Genomic DNA, 21239 nt, shown 5'->3' on the forward strand with positions numbered 1-21239 from the left:
GGTATATCCCGAGGATCTGGACGCTTTCAGACTTTCCTGGCCGCTGACGCAATCCCGCGCCGCGGAAAAGGAGATACGTTCATGCCTCACCTTGCCTCTACCCGTAAAGCTTCTTCCTCCTACGCCATCCACCAAGCTTCACCGCAAGCGATCAAAGCGACAGCGACCGCGAGTGCAGCTCCCGACCTCGCCGTGATTGAGCGACTCGATGCAATCTACAAGGCTATCCAACCTGCACCCGTCCTAGACCGAGCGATTCGCCTGCCTGAGGTGTTGGACATCGTCGGCGTCAGCAAGAGCACTTGGTACGCCCGCCTCAACCCCAATTCGCCTTCTTATGACCCTCGAGCGCCGCAGCCTTTCAAGCTTGGCGCGACTGCGGGCTCGCCCTCGGCTTGGTGGCTCTCGGCCACGGTGGGGTATGTCCAGGCTTGCGCCAATGCGCAGGCGAGCAACTAAGGAGCGCCGCATGAAGACGAATGACACGATCCAGCGCACCACCGGCGAGACCTTGGAAACCCAGGTCGATCGCTACACCGAGGCGTTGCTGACTCTCCAACCACAAGCAAAGCACCAGAAGAACGAGCTCTTTACCCGACTGTATCCCACAATCGTTGCCCTGTTGAGCAAGCACGTCAGCCAAAAGGCCATCCTGGACATGCTTCAGACCCAAGGTCTGAAGCTGCATCCCAGTCGCTTCAAGGCGCTCATGGCAGCTCACGCTGAGGCCGCGCGCACCAAGGTTAGCGGCTCGATCGAGGAGGACGCGGCATGAGTACGCTTCTCCCTCCCGCCTATCCTGTCGATGCCATGTACTCCCTGGTGCGCGATGCCGTCTGGGAAGTCCGCGATCAGATCCAAGCGCCTGACGCGCTGGTCGCCGGCTCGGTCCTCACTGCAATGTCGATGGCTTGCCAGGGCAACATAGATGTACTCCTTCCTACCGGCCTGATCCGCCCACCCAGCCTATTCTTCGCCATGTTCGGACAATCAGGTGAGCGCAAGACCACCGTCGACAGCCTGGTCTGCACGCCCATCCATGAACATGACAAGGCATATTCAGCCGCCAACGCTGACGCCCTCGCGCACTACGAAGCCACTCTACGCATGTGGCAGGCAGAGGATGCAGCCCTGCAGCGCAAGCTTGGCAAGGCGGTGCAGCAGTGTGAGGATCTGGAACAGTACCGTGACAACTTGGTGGCACATGCGCGCCTAAAGCCCCGCAAACCCGCGCCGATGCGCATCGTCCACCAGAACATCACCGAGCGCCCGCTGATGGAAGCACTGCAGGGCGATGGCAAGTCGATAGCGATCGTGAGCGATGAAGGCGAGATCGTGCTCAAGGGCGGCGTGATGTCCAAGATGGGGCTCTTGAACAAAGCTTGGGACGGCGCTGCCAGCCTGAGCCTGGATCGCATGGACGGTCATGTGCAGGTGACCAATCCCCGAATGACAGTCAGCTTCATGATCCAAGAGGAGGTGTTCCAGGAGTTCTGGGACAAACGGGGCCACACGGCGCGCGGCTCAGGCCACATGGCCCGATACCTCGTCGCGTTTCCTGCATCGACGGTGGGCTTTCGTCGTATGACACTCCAGGACCACACGTGGACCTGCTTGCCGCCCTTTCATGATCGACTCAACGAACTTCTAGTCACAGCTGATCAACGACGCGCCAATAACGATTCACGCACGCTGCTGGAATTCTCCATCGAAGCCAAGGAACTGTGGGTCCGCAGCCAAAACCGGGTAGAGAGCCTGATGCGCCCCGGTGAGTGCTACTTCGGTATCAAGGACTTCGCCTCCAAGTTCCTGGAGATTGCCGGCCGGGTCGCGGCGATCTTCCACTACTTCAATGGGCTGCAGGGGCAGATCAGCCGAGAGACTCTTGAGCGCGCGCTGGATGTCGTCGACTGGCACCTGGACGAGTTTAACCGGATCTTCGGCGATTCCAACCGCGTTTCTCAGCTCCAGCAAGACGTTCAGTACTTGGGCTACTACCTACTCAACCGCTACTGGAACGAAGGGCATGACAAGGCATCGTGGAACGAGGTCCGTACCCGCAACGGCAGTGTTCGTGACCAGAAGCGCTTCGAAGCCGCAATGCGGGAACTGTGGCGCGAGGGATCGGTGCGGTTCGATACAGAAAGCAGTGGTCGGGGGAAAGGTAAGCGCTACATCTACCTTAACCCTCAACAGTTCCAGGCGATCGCGAGTACCTGATCCGCCCCCCCCTCCAAGGCCGCCCTAGGGCGGCCTTTTCTTGTTGCACGACATGCACGATGTAATAAATGAGCAGAAAGCGGGTTGTGCAGCCCGATCGGTGCCCCCCCCTGCGGCCCTGGAAGGACTACAGCCTCGCCTCGCTCGATCCGCCATCTGAGGCGCCGGCGCCCCTCGGCTGCCAACCTTCCCTCCTCCGAACGTAGTCTTCCTTCTCTTGGGGCGACATCGACCTGATCCGTCCGGGGCCGAGGTGATGCTCAGGTGCGCGCGATATGCCCTGATCTCGCAGACTCCGGTGATCGACGCGCACGCTATGGCCATGCTTTGCCAGATGCGCGTTCTGGATGTCTGCGGCAAGCTTCCGCATGGCAATCAGGTCGTCACGTAGCTGCATGGCAGTGCGTCCACCACTCATCTTCCTGCAACCGCCCCGCCACGGAGAGACCGGATTGAAGCGGGCGAACGTCTGCGCAGGTGAGCGCGTGAATCCGTCAGGCATGCGGTCCGAGTACATCAGGTGCATATGCAGATTCTGCTCGCCCTGCAAGGAGGACTTCGGTGAGTGCACCGCATACTGGTATGGGCGATCACCGATCAGTTTGCAGATGAGATCTTCCACAAGCGGACGCAACGGCGTGCCGATCAGGACATTCGGAAGTGCCACGATCAGCTCTCTATAGGTGGCGCCATTGATACGCTCGTGCTCATCGGCTGCCCGCCAGAACTGTTCCGGGTCTGCGTCCGCCCATGCGGGTAGATTGCCGTATCCGGACAGGACCAGATCCCCTCTGGCACTGTGATACCCCCGACGCGCCACGTACCTTGAGTGCCCGAGAGCATCCCCTTTTCTACCACTCTTGATTTGAAAGCTGAAGCTCGCCATCTGTGCACTACCCTTTCTGATCCAGGTAAAAGAAAGCCGACGAGATCACTCTCGCCGGCGCGCTTCGGACAGACATTGGCATTGTGAGTAAGTGTCGATGGAGAGAAACGGTTAGTGCGCGTGGGGCTTTGCCCCCCACTACTAACGCCCACTACTACCTTCGGCTCTCATCAGCTGACCTACCAGAACTCAACATGCCTGTCTCATATAGGTAGGTGTACTGGCGTAAAGATTTACTTGCAGGACGGCGCAAGGTTGGAACACATAGCCTTGCCTCCCCAAGACTCCAGCCACGATACTCATGTCCGAAGCTCCGCGAACGCTTCTCAGCTGAGTACGATCGCCCCACGATCTTGATCCTGACATCAAACGCCTGGACACCGTCTCGCTGTTGATCCGCATGAGGTCATTTCGCCGAACTAGCTTTTCAGTTGTGGGTCGATAATCGTCACGATGGCATGAGCATCAGCGATGAGCGTTCATTTGCTGCGGCAGCGTGGTACATGTAGCCGCTTCTTCCGTGCTCCTGAATCATTCTCTCTCCGACGTCCCCCCTATTTTGAGTAGCGATGCGATGTGGAGTCCAATCCCGCCAGACCAGCGAATTGGACGTGAAGAAGCGTTTTTCAGAAGAACGGACATTGGCTTCCTGCGGGAAGCCGACGCCGTCATGGATCAAACGTGGGCGGATGGCGCGACTGCAGACCCAGGCAGAGACACAACGTCCCGGCACGCGGCTCCACGACGCTGCGCTTCCAAGGCAGCGTCACCCCTCTCTCAGCGCAAGCACGGCGGGATCGTGGTGCTGCTCCCGCAGGAGTTGGTCCACTTCGGCCAACGACGGCATGGCGGCGAATGCGCCCTTGCGTGTCACCGCCAACGCGCCCACTGCGGCGCCGAAGCGGATGGCGTCTGCGAGGCCTTCCTGATTCTGGCAGAAGGCGTGGAAGCCCCGGCCATCGCCACCCAACTCTCCCAGGCGGAACAACAATCCGCCAACGAAGGCATCACCGGCCGCCGTAGTATCGCGCGCCTCGACGCGGAAGCTCGGCGCGTGTCCGGATGCCTGCCGTGTGTACCACCGGATCTGGGCCGCCCCATCCGTGATGATCAGCCATTGCGCCTTGCCTTCGAAGATGCGCGTTCGCACGGCCGCCTCACCTTCGGTACCGCCACCCAGCGGCTGCGCCAGGTAATCCAGTTCCTCCTGCGAGAGCTTGACCAGGTCGGCCGCCGACAATGCCTGCCACAAGCGGGGGCTCGGATCCGTGTCCTGCGGCCACAGCGCTGGACGCAGGTTGAGATCCAGGCTGACCATTGCCCCGGCATCCCGCGCACGCGCCATGCCGTCAAGGGTTGCATCGGCGATGGCGGCTTCCGTCAGGCTGTTGGAGCAGACATGGAAACTGCCGGTGCCACCGAAGCAGGCAGGCACGAAATGCGCGCTGCGGAACAGCAGGTCGGCGGCGGGTGGGCGGTAGAAACTGAAGCTGCGCTCGCCCCGTTCGTCCAGCGCGACGAAGGCGAGTGCGGTCTTGGCCGCACCGGTGCGCACGATGCAATCCGTCGCCACGCCGGCTGAGATGAAACTCTGCAGCAGGAAGTCGCCGAACATGTCGTTACCCAGCATGCCGGCGAAATGCGTGTCCGCGCCCAGCCGCGCGGCGGCCACGGCCACGTTGGCGGGCGCACCGCCGGCGTACTGGAGGAACGCGCGCGGCGTGTCGGGCGTAGCCGGCGGCTGGGCGAGCAGGTCGATCAGGGCTTCGCCGAAACAGACGATCTTCGACATGGCTTACGCTCCCTGCGCCTGCGTGGCCGGCGCCGGGCGCGAACCCGACAGGCCGTAGAACACGATGTAGCCATAACAGACCAGCGGCAGCAGGAAGGACGCCTGCACGCCGATGCCATCTGCGAGAACACCCTGCAAGTAGGGCACCAAGGCACCGCCGACGATGGCCATGATCAGCAGACTGGAGGCCTTGTTGGTCAGTGGCCCCAGCCGCTCGATGCTGAGCGCGAAGATGGTCGGGAACATGATCGAATTGAACAGGCCCACGGCCACTACGCTGTACAGCGATACCTTGCCGCTGCCCAGCAACGTTGTCGCCAGCAGCACCACATTGGCCATCGCGAACAGCGCCAGCAGCTTGCGCGGCGAGAAGCGGACCATGATCGCCGAACCGGCGAAGCGCCCGATCATCGCCAGCGTCCAGTACGCCGCCACGTAGCGCGATGCCTCCTGTTCGCTGAAACCGCCGATGGCCGGCATCGACAGGTAGTTGACCAGGAAGCTGCCGATGGCCACTTCCGCACCGACGTAGAAGAAGATGGCCAACACACCGAAGCGCACGTGGCGATGGCGCAGGGCGTCGCCCAGCGTGTGCCGCACCGGATCGGCGGACTCGGTGGTCTCGCTCAGCGCGGGCAGGCGGAACAGGAACACGAACAGCGCCAACAGGAACAGCACCACGGCCAGTCCGACGTAAGGCCCTTGTACCGACTGTGCCTCCTGCACTCGGTAGGCGACCTGCTCGGCGACAGGCAGCGCGGCGATCTGGTCGGCGCTCTTCACCGTGTTGCCGAGGATCAGCAGGCCACCGATGAGCGGCGCGATGGCGGTGCCCAGCGAGTTCAGCGCCTGCGCCAGCGTGAGCCGGCTGGAACTGGTCTGTTCAGGCCCCAGCAGCGCCACGTATGGATTGGCCGCCACCTGCAACACGGTGATGCCGGTCGCCAACACGAACAGCGCGCCGAGGAAGGCTTCATACACGCGCAGTTCCGCTGCCGGCCAGAAGCCCAATGCACCCACGCCGGCAATGGCCAGGCCAGCCACGATGCCCTTCTTGTAGCCCAGGTGCGCGACCAGCCGGCCGGCCGGCAGCGACATCAGGAAGTACGCGCCGAAGAAGGTGAACTGCACCAGCATGGCGCGTGCGAAATTCAGTTCGAACACCGCTTTCAGATGCGGGATCAGGATGTCGTTGAGGCAGGTCAGGAAGCCCCACATGAAGAAGATCGTGGTCACCACGGCCAACGCCGCACGCGGCGTGACGGCCGAGGCGGACCCGCGGGAGGTCACTGAGGGTGGGGATGATGCGATCGGCATGCGGTCGTAGACCTCAACGGGCAAATGGGGAAGAAGAATTGGGAAGGGTCATGGGCGCGGTACGCCGCTGCTTTCGCGGATGCACAGGCGCACCGGCGCGATCGTGCGCATCGGGGCAGCGTCGGGATCGGCCACGCGCTGCAACAGCATGCGCGCCGCCTGCCGGCCGCGCTCACGCGGATCGACCGACAGCGTGGTCAGCGGCGGCGTGGTCATCGCCGCTTCGGGAATGTCATCGAAGCCGGTGACGGCAAAGCCCCGGCCCGGCTGGATGCCGCGCGAAGCCAAGCCCAGCATCAGGCCCAGCGCCACCGTGTCGTTGTAGCAGACCGCCGCGGTCGGACTGGCGCGCTCACCGAACAGCGCACCGGTGCGCGTGGCCGCTTCCAGCCGGTTGGGCGCCGATTCGATCAGCCATTGCGGCTCCACCGGCAAACCCGCCGCGGCCATCGCCTGTGCGAAACCCGCGCGTCGTTGCCGGCACGAACTGGAATCGGCATGGCCGCCGAAGAACGCGATGCGGCGGTGGCCCAGGCCGATGAGGTGTTCGGCCGCCATGCGCGCGCCTCGCTCGTTGTCCAGCGCCAGGAAGTCCCATGCGTCCGCACCTGCCAGTTCGCGGTTGAACAGCAGCACATGGCTCCGTGCATCCAGCACGGTACGGAGTTCGGCAGCATCACTGCCTTCGGCGGGCGACAGGATCACGCCCGCAGGCGTGTGCTCCATCAGCGACGCCAGCACCGCCTGCTGGCGCTGCGGCGATTCACCGGTGCTGCCCAGCAGGGTGACGTAGCCCTGTGTGCCCAGCGCTTCATCCACGCCCGCGGCGAATTCCGCGAAGAACGGGTTGGACAGGTCATTGATCACCAGCGCGACGCTGGAAGACGTGCGCCTGCGCAGGTTGGCCGCGCTGCGGTTGTAGACGTAGCGCTGGCGCTTCAGTTCGGCCTCCACCCTGGCGCGCGTATCGGCATGCACCAGTGGACTGCCACGCAATACCAGCGACACGGTCGCGCGCGACACACCAATGGCATTGGCGATATCGGTGACCGTGACCACACGTTGACTGTCGCGCTTGCGCTCGGGCGTGGCCGACTTCGCTTCCCGGGCCTTCTTCGCCACGTTACTGACCGGCTTGGCGGTCCGCGGCGAGGCGGACTTGGCCTTGCCGGTCGCACCGGCGCGAGGGGGACGCTTCTGGCTCATCTGGATCGATCCATTCCCGTGGAGGCGCCCAGCGTAAACCATGGCACCAGTACGCTAGCCAGGGCGGGACGCAGACTCATCGACCCTCCCCATACAGGGAGGCGGCATCCGCGGCGCACGGCGATGCGGGCAGGTCGTCCGGCCGCGTACCCCAGCCCTGCTGCGGCGGCGTCCCGGTCAATTCCACGTGCAGGCGACCGCCCTGCTGCAGGCTTTCCCAATCCAGCCACACGGACGGATGCGCGCGTCCCCGCAACGACACGTTGCCGATGTACTGCAGCTTGTCGCCGTCCGCCTGCGGCGCGTCGATGCGCAGCGTGCGGCCCTGCCCGAGATCGATGTCGATACGCGCGAAACGCGGGGGATGCAGCACGAACTGGCCCGTGCCCGGCACCACCGGATACAGGCCCATGGCGCTGAAGAGGTACCACGCCGACATCGTGCCCAGGTCATCGTTGCCGGTGACGCCGTTAGGCGCATTGGTGAACAGCCGCTGCGCCGCATGCAGCACCGTGGCGGTCTTCCACGGCTGGCCGATCAGCGTGTACATCCACGGCGCGTGCAGGTCGGGTTCGTTGTTGGGGTTGTAGCGGAACTGGTTGTAGTAGCTGTAAGGCCCCACCACCCATTCCTTGCGTGCGGCGCCGGCAGGATCGGCCAGCAGCGCGTCGTAGGCGAAGAAGGTGTCCAGGCGGCGCCCCGCCTGCTCGCGGCCGTGCATGGCCTCGACGAGCCCCGTCACATCCTGCTGCGCCAGCCACTGGTACTGCCAGGCCGTACCCTCGTGGAAGCCGTGGTGCGAACGCGGCCCATAGCGGCCATCCGCCGGCGTGTACCACTGGCCATCCTCGGTGCGCGGACGCGGGAAACCACTGAAGCCGGCTTCTTCATCACGGATGTCTGCATCCCAGAGCGTGCGCCAGTTGCGACCACGCCGCTTGAGCACGGCCGCGTCATCGCCATGGCCCAGCGCATCGGCCATCAGCGAAAGCGAGCAGTCGGCCAGCGCGTACTCCAGCGTCGCCGAGCCGCCGTGGTGCGGATCCACATCCATTCCCTTGGACGGAAACGCGCGGTCGTACTGCACGAAGCCGTGCTGGAGATAATGGGGGTTGCCGGAACGCCCGGCATGCCGCGAGTTCAAAGGGGGTACGCCGAAAGCGTTCTCGCGCAACGCGGCATACGCATCCGCTTCGCGCCCCTTCATCGCACCGAAACGCCACAGGTCGACGAGGAACGGGGTCACCGGGTCGCCCGTCATGATGTTCGTTTCGAAGCTCGCGTAGCCCCAGCGCGGCAGCCAGCCGCCCTGTTCGCGGATAGCCAGCAGCGATCGACCGATGTCGGCGGCGCGTTGCGGTCGCAGCAGCGCCACCAGCTGGTTCTGCGAGCGGTAGGTATCCCACAACGAGAAGTACTCGTAGTAGGTCCAGCCCTCGGCGCGATGGATGCGGTCGTCGTAACCACGATAGCGCCCGTCGGCATCGCTGCCCGTCAGCGGTTGCAGCAGCGCGTGATACAGCGCGGTATAGAACACGGCGCGATCATCCGCACTGCCGCCCTGCACGCGCACGCTGGCCAGCTCCTTGTCCCATGCCGACTGCGCGCGCCCACGCATCGCATCGAAGCCGAGCAGACGTCCGCCCTGCATGCCTTCGCTGCGCAGGTTGTTCCGCGCACCCTCCGCGTCGACGTGCGAGATGGCCGAGATGGCCGTGACGGAAGGATTGCCTTCCAGGTCGAAGGTCAGCCATGCACCGTTGGGCTTGCCCTCGCCTTCCATGCTGTGCCGTGCATTCGCCACGCCGCCCGCCTCGCCCCAGGTGCCGAAGGCCTTGAACGGGCGATCGAACTCCAGGCGGAACCACGTGGTGTACTGGTGGCCACCGCAGAAACTCTTGGTGACCAGCTTGCCTTCCACCACGCGGTCGCCCACCACGTTGATAAGACTACCGGTCACCGCATGGCGCTCATTCGCCTGCCCCACGTTGACCAGCACGTGGCCTTCGCCGCGGCTGGAAAAGGTATAGCGCTCGGCGGCGGCGCGGGTCAGTGCCGTGGTTTCGGCATCGATGCCGCCGTAGTCGGTCAACCGCACCTTGTAGTAGCCGGCCTGGCCGTTCTCGCCGTCATGCCGGTAGCGCGAGCCATAGCGCTTGTGATCGAAGGTCTTGGCGTCGGCCGTGTCGAATTCACCACCGGGACCGATGCGACCAGTGACAGGGAGTACCGATACCTGGCCCCCTTGTTCCCAGCAGCCCGCACCGGAAACGAAAGAGTGGCCAAAGCCGCGGATCTGCGGGTCGTCGTAGCGCCAACCCGAGTAATGGGACCCGATGGGACTGACCTGGATCTGCCCGAATGGCGCCGACGCACCCGGAAAGGTGTTGCCGTCATCCTTGCTGCCGATGAAGGTGTTGACCTCCGCTGCCAGTCGCAGCGGCGCGGCTTCGATCGCGGGCACCACCAGCGCCAGAAGCATGCACAGGGAGCCCAGCATCGTCAGGGTCTTTTCTCGTTTCATGCGCTCACAGGTCATCGCAGTTCACCGAAGGCTTGCGTGGAATCCCTGCGCAGGCCGGAATAGGGTTGGCGGCATCCCTGCCACCGCAACGAATGGAAAGTGGCCCGGCCGTAGCCGGGCCGTCCACCCCACGCCGCTTGTCGCCAAGCGGGAGAGAAAGCATGGGGGGAAAACGCGGAGGACGTCCTCAGAACTTGTACGTCAGGCCCAGGTAAGCGACGCGGCCTGCATAACCATTGGTGTAGAAGCGATCCTTGGTGTCGTTGCCCAGGTGCGAGCGCGTCTCTTCCTCGGTCAGGTTCAGCACCGATGCGCTGATGCTGAGTGCCGGGGTGAAGTTGTATGCCGCATTCAGGTCGATCTGATAGTACGGCTCTTCGTAGACGTTCAGGCCATTGACCAGACCTTGCACCACTTCGCCACGCCGGTTGTACGAGGCGCGCAGCAACAGATTCTGCGCTTCGTAGAACACGGTGAAGTTGGTCTGGTTCTTGGCGCTGCCCGGCATCGAGGTCTTGCCGAGCTCGGTACCGTCCTCGAGGGTCACGGCCGCCTCGCTGGCATCGTTGTAGGTGTAGTTGAACTGGAAGCCGAGGCCGAAATCCAGCGTGTGCTGGGCATACAGTTCGACGCCCTGCGAAACCGCGTCGCGACCGCCGGCCTGGGTGCTGTAGTTCTGCACCGTGACGGTCTGGCCGTCGACGACCATGTCCACGTCGTTGATCACGCCCACCGCGAAGTTCTTGACGTTCTTGCGGAACAGGCCCACGCCCGCAACCGAACCCGGCTGGAAGTACCATTCCAGGCCCAAGTCGAACTGGGTCGCCTTGTAGGGTTCCAGATTCTTGTTACTGCCCGAACCGTACCAACCCTGCTCGCCTGCACCGCCCGTCAGGCGGCGATCAGCGACATATTCCGGGCTGAAGTACTCCAGGCTGCCGGGAGCAGCGATGTCGCTGTAGCTCGGACGCGAAATCACCTTGGACGCCGCTGCACGCAACACCAGGTTATCGGTCAGGTCGTAGGCGAGGTTGAAGCTCGGCAGCACATCGGTGTAGTTGCGGTCGAGCGCGCTTACGACAAACGATTCGGCTCGCTGCTGGCTGTCCGAAAGCCTCCAGTACCCTTCGGTGCCGCAGTACGTGTCAGCCGGCGCGCCGGTGGGTGCCGCGGCGCCTTGTTGGCATGCCAGAGGATTGCCATCGGCACCATCGAAGAAGTAGTCGTTGTACGAAGTGACCTTGTCCGTGGAGTCTGCATGCTGCTTGGTGCGCGCGATGCGCACGCCCACATTGCCGCGCAAGCGATCGGTCCGGAAGTTGGCCTGCAGATAGGTCGAATAGATCTTCTCATCGACGTTGTAGACGAAGTTATCTTCCTCGCGGGTCAGCATCGGCCCGTAGGTGCTGTTCAGATAGGCGATGTAAGCCGGATAGTTGATCGCCGGGTAGGCGCTGGCATTGATGCCGCCCGCTAGGTTGCCCAGGGAGCGTAGGAAACCCGGCGAGAACTGGGTGGCGACATCGTTGCAGCGCCCATTCCAGTAGCGATTGTTGTAGTCGCTCGGGTCGGTGCCCGGGCACACCCAGTAGCTGTTGCCGGTACTGCGGTGGATGCCGCCGTCGCGGCCCTTGATGCCAAACTGGAGCGATTCGAAGACGTCGCCGTCGAAGTGCCACGTGCCGTCGACCTGCGCATACTTCTGCTCGGTGTCGTTGCGGGTCCAGGATGAGCCGGTCGAGCCGAGGTCAACCTGCAGGATGCCGTTCTGCAGGTTCTGCATCAGTTCCGGCGAGAACGTCATCGTCGGCGTCCCGGTCAGGTCCCACGAGCTGGCGAAGTTGCCGTTCGTCCAGCTGCCGTCCGCGTTCTGGCGGCGCGGCTTGAGCGGAACCGCGAACTGCAGTTCCGGACCACCCTCGGCCCACGTGCGGCCACCCTTGAAGCTGATGTCCAGCTTCTCACCGCGCCACTCGCCGCCGAAATCGACGGTCTGCGACAGCGACTTCTCAATGTTGTAGCTGCCGGTGATCTGCGGTGTCGGCACGGTGCAGTCGTCCGAACCCCAACCGCCCGGCGCCATGCCGGCGGCGGCCGCCTCGTCCTCGCTGCAGTAGTACGTCTTGCCCGGATGCAGGCTGTAATCCGCACCGGTAACGATGGTGCCGCTCGGATCGAAGCTCAGTCCGTCGAGCAGGCGCCCACCCCGCCAATTGCCGTCACCGAAGTAACGCGCGATGTTCCATTCCGGCACCTTTAGCGTATTGGTCTGCGAGTTCTGCGACAGGTCAAAGCGGAAGTAATTCGCGGTCAGGGTCAGGTTGTCAGTGGGTTTGAACTGCAACGTCAGCTGGCCGCCCTTGCGCTCGCGCTCCTCTTCCTTGACGTTGAGGTTGACCGAGGTCGGCATCATGAAGCCGGTGTAGTAGTTGCCGTTCTGGTCCCAGAAGCCCGTGCCTCCCCACCAGTTCGAGTTGAAGTCGGAGGGTTGGCCATTGACGTCGACGGCGGTGCCGCCTTCATCGCGGCCGTACCACTGCCAGCCTTCTGTGCTGGCGCCCATGGTGCGCGTGGTGCGCTTCTGCTGCGTGTAACCGACAAAGACGCCGAAGCGGTCATCCTTGTCGTGCCAGGAATACGAGCCGGAGAACTGGCCGTCAGTCTTCTTGCTGGTGTCGGCCCAGGTACCTTCGATGGAGGCGAAGCCGGAGTTCGGCTCCAGTTCCAGCGGCCGGCGCGTGTGCAGGATCACGGTGCCGCCGATGCCGCCTTCGTCGATGCGGGCTTCCGGCGTCTTGAACAGCTCGGCGCTGCCCAGCATGTTCGATGGCAGCAGCGTGTAGTTGAACGAACGGGTCGGGTCGCCATTGGATTCGGCGCTTGCAATGTAGTTGCCGTTCAATTGGGTCAGGACCAGTTCCGAAGACAGGCCACGGACGCTGACGTTCTTGCCCTCGCCGCCGTCGCGGCTGACGATCACGCCCGGCACGCGCTGCAGCGCGTCGGCCACGTTCTTGTCGGGGAACTTGCCGACATCCTCGGCAGTGATCACCTCGACGATGGCGTTCGCGTTGCGCTTCTGGTCCAGGCTCTGCTCGATCGAGTAGCGGTAGCCGGTGACGGTGACCTTGTCCAGATCCGTGGCGGTGGAACCGCCCTGCTCCGCCGTCGGCTGTTGCGCGAGCGCGATGCCCGGCAGTACGGCGGTAGCCAGCGCGACGGCGATGGCGGTAGATAGAGAATTGCGGATGCGTACGTGTGGCGTGCCTTTCATTTCAATCACCCTCTCCCAAGATTGATTAGCTGCTGACGCAAAATTGTTTGGATCGATCCAAATTTCCGATGCGATGAATCTGTTTTCAATGGAAGGCAGTACGTCCACACGATCCGGCAAGCGCACCCTTCCGCTGCGCCTCCCCTCCCACTTGCCAGTAATCCCAGAATTAGATCGGTCTAATTCCGCCGCGTGAATAATTACCATAATGTTTCAGTGCATGCATGCTGCCGCGCAGCATGCTGTTCCCCTCGTGGATGGCGCATGCAGGGCGCGCAGTGCACAACGCTGGCACCGCGCCCTTTCCGCCCCTCATCGACGTACGACAAGGAGCGGAGACGCATGCTGCCCGGGGCATCTTCAGGGCCGCATGGTCGGCGTCAGCAGTTCCAACTCCGCAATGTCGATCACCGCACTGTTCGTGAACTGCACTCGGTACTCCCGATAGGCGCCGGGCTCGCCGATACGGAACGGCCGCAGCTGCTGCGCCCACTTGAAGTCCTCGGCACGCCGTTCGTCCAGCGTCACCCACGAACCTGCCCCGTCGCGCCCTTGCAGCTTCCAGCCCAGCCCCGCCAACGGCGCGTCGCCGCTGGTGATGGTGTAGTGACTCACGCGCGTCGCCGCACGGAACCGGACATCGACCGCCGCCTTTGCGGGCAATGGCAGCGCAGTGGCGGCATCGTCGTCGAACAATCTCGGCGATGGTTTCCCGACCAGCGCGATGGCCTCCGCGTTGCGCGACGCATCCATCAGACTCGCAGGCGCCGCACCTGGCGCAGTCATGGAGGGAGGAAGCGCGTCGGCGGCGCTTCCCCACCTGGACGGCATGCTGCCCATGACGAATTCAAGCACGCCACCGTTGGCGATGTCCTCGTGACGTAGCCAGGCCCGGTCCCACGGGCGACCATTGAGCTTCAGCGATTGCACATAGACATTGCGGTCGTCGTTGCCATGGGCAATGACGGTGAGCGTGCGCCCATTCTCGAGCTTCACGTCGACCCGCTCGAACGCGGGCGATCCGATGACGTACTCCGGCGCTCCCATCCGCAACGGGTACAGCCCCAGCATGCCGAACAGGTACCATGCCGACATCTCGCCATTGTCCTCGTCGCCGGGATACCCCTGGCCGATCTCGCTACCCAGATACAGCCGACGCAGCACGTCGCGGGTGATGCGCTGCGTCTTCCAGGGCTGGCCGACGGCGGCGTACATCCAGGGAATGTGGTGCGAGGGCTGGTTGCTGTGCGCGTACATGCCCATCCGCACGTCACGCGCCTCGGTCATCTCGTGGATGACGTTGCCGTAGGTGCCTGCGAACTCGCGGCCCGCGGTTTCCGGTGTGGCGAAGAATTCATCAAGCCGATCCGCCAGCGCCTTCTCCCCGCCCAGCAGCGTTGCCAGCCCCGCGGCGTCGTGCGGCACGGTGAACGCGAAGGTCCATGCGTTGGCCTCGGTATAGTCGCCGCCCCACACGCGCGGATCGAAGTCTGTCGCCGACTGCCCCCATGCGCCCTTCGCATCGCGCCCACGGAAGAACCGGGTTGCGGGGTCGAACAAGTGGGCATAGTCGCTGGCGCGGGCCTGGAAGTACTCGGCCTCCTCGCGATAACGCCGCGCCAGCACCGGGTCGTCCTCGCCGGCGACCAACGCCCGGCCGAACTGGGCCAGGCCGAAGTCGTTGATCGCACCTTCCAGGGTCCATGAAAGGCCCTCGTGCACGGTGTTGTCCGCGTAGCCGCGATACATCGAATGCGCGAGTCCCTTGCGCCCGACGTTGGAGACAGGTGCGACGACCGTGGCGTTGCGAAGCGCAGCCTCGTACGCTTCCGCGGCATCGAAGCCCCGCACGCCCTTGAGCCAGGCGTCGGTGAACGCGACATCGGAGCTCGTGCCGACCATCAGGTCCGCATAGCCGGGCGACGACCAGCGGGCGATCCAGCCGCCGTCGCGGTACTGTTGCAGGAATCCGTCGATCATCTCGCCCGCGCGTCCCGGCGCGAACAGTGCGTACGCGGGCCAGCTGGTGCGGAACGTGTCCCAGAAGCCATTGTTGACGTAGATCCTGCCGGCACGGATCGGTGCCGACGTGCGCAGCGCGTCGCCGCCGGCATTGTCCTTCGACCAGCTGTTCTGGTCGGCGTGCCGCCAGTCGGGCCGTTCGATGCTGCCGACGTTCTCATGCGCGATGTTGGGGTAAAGGAACAGGCGGTAGAGATTGGAATAGACGGTCGTCAGCTGATCTTCGTTCGCACCGTCCACCGTCACCCGCCCGAGCAGCGCATCCCATGCCGTCTGCGCGCGCTCGCGCACGGTGTCGAAGCCCGCCGTGCCGATCTCCTGTTCAAGGTTGCGCCGCGCCTGTTCCACCGAGATCAACGACGTGGCGATACGCATGTTCAGCTCATCGCCGTCGCCACGCGCGAACTTGATGTAGTGCGTGGGGCGTCCGGTATCGATCGCACCGCTGCCGATCCACGGCCGGTCGAAGACCGCGTAGACGAACATCCGGGTGGCGCCATTGGACAGGCCGCTGCGGGTTTCGGTGTAGCCGTGCAGCGTCTGCGTGCCGGGATCCAGCGTCAGGCCGCCCCGCGCATCGACGTTGTCGAACAGGAGATTCGCATCCCCGCCCTGCGGGAACCGGAACCGGAAGATCGCCGCGCGCTCGGTCGGCGCGATCTCGGCCCGGATGCCGTTGTCGAAGTCGACCCGGTAGGCATGCGGTCTGGCGAGCTCATTGTCGTGCGAGAACGACAGCGCCCGGCGCTCGCGGTCGGCTTCAGGCACCCCGCGCGTAGAGGACGGCATGACCTGGAAGGTCTGGCGGTCGCCCATCCACGGGCTCGGCTGGTGACTGATCGACAGCGCCTGCAGGCGAGGCCGGTTGTCGGCACCGTTGTGCTCGCTCCAGCGATAGAGCCATGCCAGCGTTCCGGCGTCCGTGACGGGCACCCAGAAATTGAAGCCATGCGGCATCGCGGTCGCGGGAATGTTGTTGCCGCGCGAGAACGTGCTGTTGGACTGCGTTCCGCGGTTGGTCAGCACCCGGTCGCTTGGACGCTTGGTCGACGTGCGAGGTGCGTCTGCGATGGCGATGTCGTCGATCCAGCCGCTCGCACCGGCACGGGAGCCGGGGGCCAGTTCCAGCTCGATGGCCTTGATGCGTCGCCCGAGCAGCGCGGGCATGTCGCCCAGGCGAACCTGTTTCCGAGCCCATTGCTGGGGGTACAGCGTCATGGACGCCGCCTGGCTGGCTGCACCGATGGTGGCTCCGTGCTGGTCACGTGCACCGGTGTCCGTCAACCGTGTGCCGTCGTCGAGGACCAGGTCCAGCGATACACCCGTGGAAGTGGAGACATCACCGTCGATGATCTCGGGCAGCACCATCCATGACAGCGTGGTTTCCTCGCCGATCTCGACATCGACCGCGTATAGACGCACGCGCGCCGCCGCACTGCCGCGGTACTGCAAGGCATGCATGCCGCTGTAGCCCATGCCGCGTTTTGCCGCGTAGGGCTGTTCCGGGCCGTTGCCCACGGCCAGGCGCAGGCCGCCCGCTTCCGTCGTCAGGGGCACAGGCTGGCCCGGTTCGAACGATGTAGAGAAATGCGCCTCGCGTGCGCCGGCGCCGCTGGAGGCCAGGAGCAGCAGGGTGGCGAGGAGCCTTGCGGATGCGCCGCGGCGGCGGGCGGTGTCAGACATCGCTGCGCAGCACTGACAGGACGTCATGACAGGCTCCCATGGTGTGGTAGTCCGTTTTTCCGGCAGGACTCTTGTCGTCGTCGTACTTGTGGTTCTCGCGATCCAGGATGCGGAACCACGCGCCATGTTCGTGGTCGATCATGTGCCGCCACGCGTAGTCCCACAGGCGGTCGTACCACTGCCAGTAGCGTTCCTCGCCGGTGGCCGTGGCCAAGCGCGCAGCACAGGCCAGCGATTCGGCCTGTACCCAGAAGTACTTGTCGTCGTCGCAGATGAAATGGCGGCCATCGGGCAGCGACGGGCCCGCGATGTCCTTGCGCAGCGACTCCGGGGCGAAGCCATAGAACAGGCCGCCGAACTCCGGGTCCCATGAGGCTTCCATCGAGCGGTCGAACAACTCCGCGGCGCGCGGCACCAGCCAGTCGGTCGGCGTTCCTGCACGGCGCAGATGACCATCGAGGATCAGCAGCAGCTTGGCCCATTCGGTCTGGTGCCCGGGCTGGAAACCCCACGGACGGAACAGATGCCGGGGATCGTCGCGATGGTAGTCGGTGTCTACCTGCCAGTCCGCGTCATAGTGCTCCCAGACCAGGCCCTCGCTCTGCGCAGCCTGGCGGCGGGTCATGTGGTCCGCCAGCTGCTGTGCGCGCTCCAGGTAGCGGCGCTCGTGGCTGGCCTCGTATGCGGCCAGCATGGCCTCGCACATGTGCATGTTGGCGTTCTGTCCTCGGTAGGGGCTGAACTGCCAGTCGCGCGTGGCTTCGTCACGGTACAGGCCGTGCTCCGGTTCCCAGTAGCGTGTTTCCAGCAGGTCCCAGTGGGCGTCCATCCACATCCGGCACTCTTCCACCCCTGCGCGCAGCGCGATGGAATACGCCAGCAGGACGAAAGCGGCACCGTAGCAATGCTGCGTGGTGTCTTCCGGCACGCTATCCCGCAATGTCCAGAAATAACCGCCGCTCTGCGGATCGAGATGCCGCTCGCGCAGGAAGGCAAGCCCGTGATGCACGGCCTCCATGTACACATCGCGCAGCGCAGGATCTTCCTCGCCAAACTCGCGTGCCGCGGTGGCGTAGTTGAAGACGAACCGGGTGCTGCTGACCAGATGGCGATGGGAGGCGTCGTAGACGCGTCCGTCGTCCTTGAAATAATGGAAGAAGCCACCCGCCGGATCGATGCAGCCGGGATGGTAGAACGCCATCGTCCTGCGGATGTGGTCGCGCAGGAAGGCTTCGCTACGGAAGTCGTCGTGCATGGGAACGGGCTGCGTCATGGCGTCGGAAGGCTCCGGGGAAGGGGGTAATCGGAGGGAAGCGCATCGGCAAGCGTACGTATACGCAGGGCCGCGCGCAGGGTGTCGGGATCCGCATCGGAGGCGACCCGCAGCGAGATGCGTTCGCCGGGAAGCAGGATCAGTGCGTTGTCGGAAACGTCGGCGTCGATCTCGTCGAAGTCGACCCACACCGCCCGGGCCAGTGCTGTGGCGGTGAGGTCGAGTACGGGATGGTCGCCTTCCTGGCGCAGGCGCGTGCGCAGGCCCGGATCGGGCCAACGCATGTCCTTGGCCGCGGCAAAATAGACGACCTCGCGCGCGGCGGGCTCGCCGACGGAAGCCAGGTCGAACACCGCGACCGTCGTCGATGGCGATGCGCCTTTGAGCAGATCGGCATCGACGTAGGTGGCTATGCGCGACGCCGACAGCGGTGCGATTTCGACACGCCGTGTCTCATCCCGCAGCACGCGCCCGTCCAGGGTCATGACGCGCAGGCGGAGGGTGCCGACGCGTGGCGTGGTCCGGTCCGAGACGATGCTGACGCTGGTCCGTCCTTCCTTGCGCAGGGCAGCGACGGTCACCGGCGCGAAGAACCGGCGTGCATGGAACTGCAGCGCCTTCCAGCGCCCGAACCAGTCGATGCCCGACCAAGACGCACCCGGCCACACATCGTTGAGCTGCCAGTACAGCGAACCCATCGTGTACGGCCGGCTGGCGCGATGGTGCCGCGCCGCCAGCCCGATGCCTTCGGCCTGCATCACCTGGCTGAGGTAGACGAAATCGGTGAAGTCGCGCGGCTCGCCGAATTCCATGCGCACGTAGTGCAACAGGCGCTCGTTGCCCTTGCCGGCCATGAACTTCTGGTGGGCCTCGATCACCGGTGCATCGACGCGCTGCTCGTCGCGCGCCGCGAAATGATCTATCGTGCGCTGCACCGGCCACGCCTGCAGGCCGTACTCCGACATGAAGCGCGGCGTCACGTCCAGGTACGCCGATGGCGGACGCGCCGGATTGCCCCACACCTCCCAGTAGTGCATGTCGCCGCTGGACGGCGTGTTGGCCGCCTCGGCCATGTCGTCGCTGGGCGAGCTCGGCCAGTAGGCGATGCCGCCGGCCTCTTCCTCCACCACCTTGCGCAGGTCATGGCCGAACAGTTGCGCATAGCCGTCCCAGACGCGTTGCGCGAACACCGGATCGGCTTCCTTCAACGTCTTGCCGTGGCCCCAGTATTTCCAGGCGATCTCTTCCTCGTTGTTGCCGCACCACAACACGATGCTGGGATGATTGCGCAGCCGCCGCACCTGGTCGCGCGCCTCGGCCACCACGTTGGCGCGGAACGCGGGGTCATAGGCGGGCTGCATGCCGCCGCCGAACATGAAGTCCTGCCAGACCAGCAGGCCGAGTTCATCCGCGATGTCGAAGAACGCATCGCTTTCGTAGTAGCCGCCGCCCCAGCTGCGGATCATGTTCATGTTCGCGTCGACCGCCGACTGCAGCACGCGCCGCAACTGCGCGTTGGTCACCCGCGGCTGGAACATGTCGAACGGGATCGCGTTGGCGCCCTTGGCGAAGATCGCGATGCCGTTGACGGTGAAGGCGAACCCCCTGCCCTGCGCGTCCGGGTCGCGACGCAGCGCAACGCTGCGCAGTCCGGTCCGTTCGCCCCGTGCATCGATCACCTGCGTGCCGTCGAGCAGCTCCAGATCGAAGCGGTACAGCGGCTGCGAGCCGTAGCCCACCGGAAACCAGCGCTGCGGCTTTTCGATGCGGATCGCCTGCGAGATGCGATTGACGCCGGACGCAAGCGACACGCGTTGCGTCGCCGCGAGCACGCGCTCGCCATCGGGCGCGGTCCGCCACAGGCGCGCGAGATAGCGGCCCGCGCGCACGGCGTCGACCGTCGCCACTGCGGTCACGTCCGCGCGCTCTTCCGTCACATGGTCCTGGCGCAGCTGCAGGTTGTCGATCCGCGCGCGGCCCCAGCTCTGCAGGCGCACCGGCTTCCAGATGCCCGCCGTGACATAGCGCGGCCCCCAGTCCCAGCCGTAGTGGTAACCCGGCTTGCGCACGAAGTTCGCGGTCATCGCGTCCTTCGGTTCGTCGCCGTAGGGGGAGGGGTAATTGCCGGCGATCCGGTGCGGCATCGCCTGCACCTGGGGCAGCAGCTTCGCAATCGGCGAGCGCAGGATCACGCGCAGTTCATTCCTGCCCACGCGCAGCCGTTGCTGCACGGGCACGCGCCATGTCCGGAACGCGTTGTCGGCGTCGAGCACCTTCTCACCGTTGAGGAAGACCTCAGCGAAGGTATCCAGCCCTTCGAACACCAGGTCACTGCGCGGGGCGTCGCGTGTGTCGCGGGATACGTCGAACGTCGTCCTGTACTCCCAGTCGGCCAGGCCGATCCACTGCAGGCCTGCCTCCGGCGCACCCTTGTAGGGATTGGCGATCAGGCCGTTGTCGAACAGGTCCGTGTGCACGGTGCCTGGCGTCGTGGCGCGATGCCATTGCCGTGTTCCGGCGGGACCGGCGTCGGGCGCGGCCGTGCCATCGTGCAGTTGCCGGAATTCCCAGCCGGCGTCCAGCGTGCGTTCGCTCACTGCCTGCGCCATGGCCGGGACCGACGCAACGATCAACGCGAGAACGCAGAGGACATGCACCTGCCATCCGCGACACCGGATGCGACCCGTCTGGAGCGTGCTGAAGCGCGGCATGTGGACTCCCCGATTGATGGTCGATGCGTGCATTGTTCGACACCTGCGCGGCCACCCGCGCATGCGGGTGCTTTCCCTTGAACGGTGATCCAGCGACCCGACGGTTGTGCACGGCGCGCCTGCCGCCCCGATGGCACTACCTTGCAAATACTCCGGACTTGGATCGATCCAATTACGTGACTAAGATGTAGCATGCCGAACGCGGCGACGCATGCTGCTGCGCAACAGGAAGCGATCAGCGCCCCTGCTCAGCGCGCATCGCACTCCTGTCGACAGACACCGGGAACCCCGAGTCACCGGTCCCGCGGGCGTGTGCTAGCTTCGACGAATT

General features: G+C 64.6%; 11 protein-coding genes. 2 read left to right on the forward strand and 9 right to left on the reverse strand.

The annotated features are described in order from the left end of the window. Window positions 1-469 precede the first annotated feature (469 nt). Entirely contained in the window at window positions 470-775 is a 306-nt protein-coding gene (locus FB548_RS18255) for a hypothetical protein (protein ID WP_142126235.1), read from the forward strand. Further along, entirely contained in the window at window positions 772-2220 is a 1449-nt protein-coding gene (locus FB548_RS18260; protein ID WP_142126236.1) for a YfjI family protein, read from the forward strand. Before FB548_RS18255 ends, FB548_RS18260 begins: the two co-directional genes overlap by 4 nt. Window positions 2221-2347: 127 nt before the next feature. Here the strand turns inward: FB548_RS18260 and FB548_RS18265 are convergent, their stop codons facing one another. The 9 genes from FB548_RS18265 to FB548_RS18305 form a co-directional block, all read right to left on the reverse strand. Then, window positions 2348-3106, reverse strand: coding sequence for a MobA/MobL family protein (locus tag FB548_RS18265; RefSeq protein ID WP_142126237.1), 759 nt, complete (start codon window positions 3104-3106; stop codon window positions 2348-2350). A 766-nt stretch (window positions 3107-3872) separates the two neighbouring features. Then, a complete protein-coding gene (locus tag FB548_RS18270; protein WP_142126238.1) occupies window positions 3873-4898 on the reverse strand; it encodes a carbohydrate kinase in 1026 nt (341 codons plus the stop codon). Between the two features lie 3 nt (window positions 4899-4901). Continuing rightward, the gene (gene fucP / locus FB548_RS18275) at window positions 4902-6137 is read right to left on the reverse strand and encodes an L-fucose:H+ symporter permease (protein WP_255470624.1); all 1236 of its coding nucleotides are present in this window, start codon (window positions 6135-6137) and stop codon (window positions 4902-4904) included. A 126-nt stretch (window positions 6138-6263) separates the two neighbouring features. Next, on the reverse strand, window positions 6264-7421 hold the full coding sequence (locus tag FB548_RS18280) for a LacI family DNA-binding transcriptional regulator (protein ID WP_142126240.1): 1158 nt from the start codon (window positions 7419-7421) through the stop codon (window positions 6264-6266). A 76-nt stretch (window positions 7422-7497) separates the two neighbouring features. Next, the gene (locus FB548_RS18285; protein ID WP_185742173.1) at window positions 7498-9945 is read right to left on the reverse strand and encodes a GH92 family glycosyl hydrolase; all 2448 of its coding nucleotides are present in this window, start codon (window positions 9943-9945) and stop codon (window positions 7498-7500) included. A 187-nt stretch (window positions 9946-10132) separates the two neighbouring features. Next, on the reverse strand, window positions 10133-13219 hold the full coding sequence (locus tag FB548_RS18290; RefSeq protein WP_142126242.1) for a TonB-dependent receptor: 3087 nt from the start codon (window positions 13217-13219) through the stop codon (window positions 10133-10135). 360 nt (window positions 13220-13579) lie between these two features. Further along, window positions 13580-16924, reverse strand: coding sequence for a GH92 family glycosyl hydrolase (locus tag FB548_RS18295; RefSeq protein WP_142126243.1), 3345 nt, complete (start codon window positions 16922-16924; stop codon window positions 13580-13582). Next, window positions 16917-18197 carry an AGE family epimerase/isomerase gene (locus FB548_RS18300; RefSeq protein WP_142126244.1) on the reverse strand — a complete coding sequence of 427 codons (1281 nt, stop codon included), beginning with the start codon at window positions 18195-18197 and terminating at the stop codon, window positions 16917-16919. Before FB548_RS18300 ends, FB548_RS18295 begins: the two co-directional genes overlap by 8 nt. Continuing rightward, the gene (locus FB548_RS18305) at window positions 18194-20806 is read right to left on the reverse strand and encodes a glycoside hydrolase family 2 protein (protein ID WP_142126245.1); all 2613 of its coding nucleotides are present in this window, start codon (window positions 20804-20806) and stop codon (window positions 18194-18196) included. The genes FB548_RS18300 and FB548_RS18305 overlap by 4 nt, the downstream gene beginning before the upstream one ends. Window positions 20807-21239 lie beyond the last annotated feature (433 nt).

The sequence above is a fragment of the Pseudoxanthomonas sp. 3HH-4 genome (genome assembly GCF_006716465.1).
Classification (GTDB): Bacteria; Pseudomonadota; Gammaproteobacteria; order Xanthomonadales; family Xanthomonadaceae; genus Pseudoxanthomonas_A.

Excerpts from the sequence above, each read along its gene's own strand:
- FB548_RS18255 (WP_142126235.1), top strand. The coding sequence starts at position 470 with ATGAAGACGAATGACACGATCCAGCGCACCACCGGCGAGACCTTGGAA.
- FB548_RS18260 (WP_142126236.1), top strand. The coding sequence starts at position 772 with ATGAGTACGCTTCTCCCTCCCGCCTATCCTGTCGATGCCATGTACTCC.
- FB548_RS18265 (WP_142126237.1), bottom strand. The coding sequence starts at position 3,106 with ATGGCGAGCTTCAGCTTTCAAATCAAGAGTGGTAGAAAAGGGGATGCT.
- FB548_RS18270 (WP_142126238.1), bottom strand. The coding sequence starts at position 4,898 with ATGTCGAAGATCGTCTGTTTCGGCGAAGCCCTGATCGACCTGCTCGCC.
- FB548_RS18280 (WP_142126240.1), bottom strand. The coding sequence starts at position 7,421 with ATGAGCCAGAAGCGTCCCCCTCGCGCCGGTGCGACCGGCAAGGCCAAG.
- FB548_RS18285 (WP_185742173.1), bottom strand. The coding sequence starts at position 9,945 with ATGAAACGAGAAAAGACCCTGACGATGCTGGGCTCCCTGTGCATGCTT.
- FB548_RS18290 (WP_142126242.1), bottom strand. The coding sequence starts at position 13,219 with ATGAAAGGCACGCCACACGTACGCATCCGCAATTCTCTATCTACCGCC.
- FB548_RS18295 (WP_142126243.1), bottom strand. The coding sequence starts at position 16,924 with ATGTCTGACACCGCCCGCCGCCGCGGCGCATCCGCAAGGCTCCTCGCC.
- FB548_RS18300 (WP_142126244.1), bottom strand. The coding sequence starts at position 18,197 with ATGACGCAGCCCGTTCCCATGCACGACGACTTCCGTAGCGAAGCCTTC.
- FB548_RS18305 (WP_142126245.1), bottom strand. The coding sequence starts at position 20,806 with ATGGCGCAGGCAGTGAGCGAACGCACGCTGGACGCCGGCTGGGAATTC.